Annotated in this window: 1 protein-coding gene; it reads left to right on the top strand. The window is 72.1% G+C overall.

The window, feature by feature from the left end:
- Positions 1–137 precede the first annotated feature (137 nt).
- A partial coding sequence (locus tag U9980_RS25455; protein ID WP_322770247.1) for a CHAT domain-containing protein occupies positions 138–3,421 on the top strand: 3,284 nt, incomplete at its 3' end.

Genomic DNA, 3,421 nt, shown 5'->3' on the forward strand with positions numbered 1-3,421 from the left:
CGTCGTCCCCGATGACGTCGTCATCGGTGGCGTCGTCATCGGGGAAGTCGTCACCGGGAAACTGGACCCGGCCACCTTGGTGAGTAGACTGACCACTTAGTGCGCTTATGATCCCCCTGTCTGCCGACAGCAGGGGGATGGGGGATGACACCGGCACTGGCGTGGGCAGCGGCAGTGGTGACGATGAGCGTGCGGCGACAGATCATCCGCCGCGGGTGTTTCTCTCCTACGCACACGAGTCACCCGAACACGAGAACGTCGTCCGCGATCTGTGGATCTTCCTGAGGTCCCGGGAGATCGACGCGAAGCTCGACAAGCCGACGGCCGAACGCCGGCAGGACTGGCCGCTGTGGATGCTTGCCGAGGTCCGCGCATCTGATTTTGTGCTGATCCTCGCGTCGCCGCAGTACCGCCGCCGTAGCGAGGGCGAAGCCGCCGCGGATGAGGGTCGCGGGGTGCAGTTCGAGGCGGCGTTGATCCGCGAGGAGCTGTACCGCGACCGGCCGGCCGCGATGGCGACGTTCCTGCCGGTGCTGCTGCCCGGCCGCTCGGTCGAGGACATCCCGGTGTGGCTCGGCCCGTACGCGACGACCCACTACCCGATCGCGGAGATCTCCGACACCGGTGCCGGGATGGAGACGCTACTGCGCGTCCTGACCGGCCAGCCGTTCGAGATCGAGCCACCGCTCGGGACGCGCCCCGTCCTGCCTCCCCGTGACGTCGCCCTGCCCGGGGCACCACCGCAGGCCGGTTCGCGGGCCGGCGCAAGCGGTCAGGACGGGGCACGCTCGGGTTCGCTCACCCATGATCTCGTCCTTGCGGTGCGGCTCGCCGACGGCCGACTCACCACCCGGGTGCTGCTCGCCGGCACGCTGCTGGGGGAGCGCACCGGCGCCCTGCCGGTCGGGCTCGACACGGTGTGGACGGCACAGCCGGCGGATGCGGCGGCGGCGGACGCGCACCTGTCCCAGGCCGGTCATCGGTTGCGGGACGCGCTGTTCGACGCCGACACCGCGCGGCACATCACCGAGCTGATCGACGGCTCGCCGTTCGGGGCGGTCGTGGACATCGTGGTGGAGGCCGACGGCACGGCGCTCGCCCTGCCCTACGAGCTGCTGCGGATGGCTGGGGGAAGGTTGCTCGCCACCATGCCCGGGGTGCGGCTCACCCGCCGGGTCGCCGGGTTGAACCGGGTGGCGACTGCGCCGCTGCCGGGTCCGCTGAAGATCCTCGTCGCGGTGGCGGCGCCGGAGGAGACCCGGACGCAGAACGCCCCGCTCGACGTCGAGGCGGAGATGCAGGCGATCATCGACGCGGTCCGTCCGGTGGCCGGTTCCGGGGCCGCGCAGGTCACGATCCTCGAGGTCGCCGGCCTGACGGAGATCTCCGAGGCGCTGGGCGGCCGGAACCGCGGGGACTCCGATACCGCTGACAGGGACAGTTACCACGTGCTGCACCTGTCCGCGCACGGATCGGCATCCTCGGTGGAGCTGGAGGACGAGGACGGCAACCCGGTCCCGATCCAGGCAGCGGAGTTGGTGGACGCGATCAAGGGCGCATCCCGGCCGCTGCCGCTGATCGTGCTGTCGTCCTGCTCGGGTGCGGCCGGCGGCACCGAGGGTCTGGCGCAGACCCTGGTCCGCCGCGGTGCCGACCGGGTGGTGGCCATGCAGACGACCGTCACCGACCGTTACGCAACTGACCTGGCCAGGGTCTTCTACACGGAGCTGGCCTCCGGCCGCGCCGGGTCGGTGGCGGCGGCCCTTGCCGAGGCCCGCCGCCGGGTGGATGCCGATCGCCGGGCGAGCGCGCGGGCCACCGGCCGGCTCGCACCGCCCGAGTACGCCACCGCGACGCTGCTGGCCGCGGCCGGCGATCCGCCGTTGCTCGATGCGACCGCCGACACGTGTCCGCTGACCCGCCCGTTTGCCGCGCCGGCCGGTGGCAGCGTCCGTGAGCTGGCCATGGGTGATCTCGTCGGGCGCCGCCGGGAGGTCCGCACCGCGCTCGCGGTGCTGCGGGGCGGCAGCGCCGCGGTCACGCGTTGGGGCGCGGTTGCCGGCGTGGTGCTGACCGGACCCGGCGGGATCGGCAAGACCGCCGTTGCCGGGCGGGTAATGGCCCGACTGCGGGCTGAGGGCTGGGCGGTGGCGGTACACGTCGGCCGGTGGAACCCGCCGTCGCTGATCGCCGCGACCGCGCAGGCCCTGCGCGGCATCCCGATCCCGGAGCTGGTCGAGGCGCGGACCGCCCTCACCGACTCCCGTCACGAGGAAACGGACAAAATCGCGCTCATCCGGGCGTTGCTGGGCGAGCACCGCCTGCTGTTGCTGTTCGACGACTTCGAACAGAACCTCACCGAGGACGGTCGGCGCTTCGCCGACCCGGGCTTCGCCGAGGTGTTCGCCGAGCTGGCTCGGGCCGGTGGCCCTGGTCGTTCGGGTGGCCTTGGTGGCCCTGGCAGTCCGAGTGGCGCCGGCCGTCTGCTCGTGACGTGTCGATATCCCCTGCCGAGCCGTACCGTGCCGTTTCATCGGGTGGAGGTCGGGCCACTCAGCGGCTCCGAGCTGGGTCGCCTACTGCTGCGGCTACCGAGCCTGCGGGCGCTGGGTGACGACGACCGGCGCACCCTGACCCGGACGATCGGTGGTCATCCGCGGCTGTTGGAGTTCGTCGACGCCTTGCTGCGCAACGGCGCGGCAAACCTGCTGGAGGTTACCGAGAAGATCGGCGATCTGGCCGACAGGCTTGGCATCGACCTGCTCGATGATCGCACCTTCGGCGAGGCGGTGGATGATGCCCTTCTGCTCGGCAGCCGGGACATCGTCCTGGAGCTGCTGCTCGCGACGGTGACGGCGGACGAGCGTGCACTTCTCCTGCAGGCGGCGGTGTCCAGCGCCCCGATGTCGGTCGACGATCTCGCGTTCGCGTGGCAGGGGGCCGAGCCCGACCGGGCACGACACCGGGTTGTCGCCGCGGCCGTCCGGCGGCTCGCGGACCGGACGCTGCTGCTGCGCCTCGACGGCGATGTGCTCGTCCACCCGTGGATCGCCCACTGGCTGGCCGACGTCGAGCCCGAGACGCGGACGGAGCGACACGGCAGAGCCGAGCGGATGCGGCTGGCCCGCATCAAGGCGGGGCGCGCCGAGTTCGCGGATCTGGTCGAGGTGGCCCGTCACCTTGCCGCCCAGCGGCGTTTCGATGACGTCGTCGCGCAGGCGTTGCGCTTCACGGGCATGCTCGCGGGGGAGTCGTCGGTCGCCGCGCTGCTGGGCGAGGTCGTGCCGATGGTGCCCGCCGACAGCCGGGGGTTCCTTGAGCTTGTCGAGCGGGAGCTCACCGCCCTGCTCAACACCGGCGGCACCGCGGCGGCCCGGGATCGCGGCAGCGCGATGGTTGCCTCCGCCCGCCGGTTGGCGGA

Source organism: Protofrankia sp. Cr1, assembly GCF_963555865.1.
Lineage (GTDB): Bacteria > Actinomycetota > Actinomycetes > Frankiales > Frankiaceae > Protofrankia.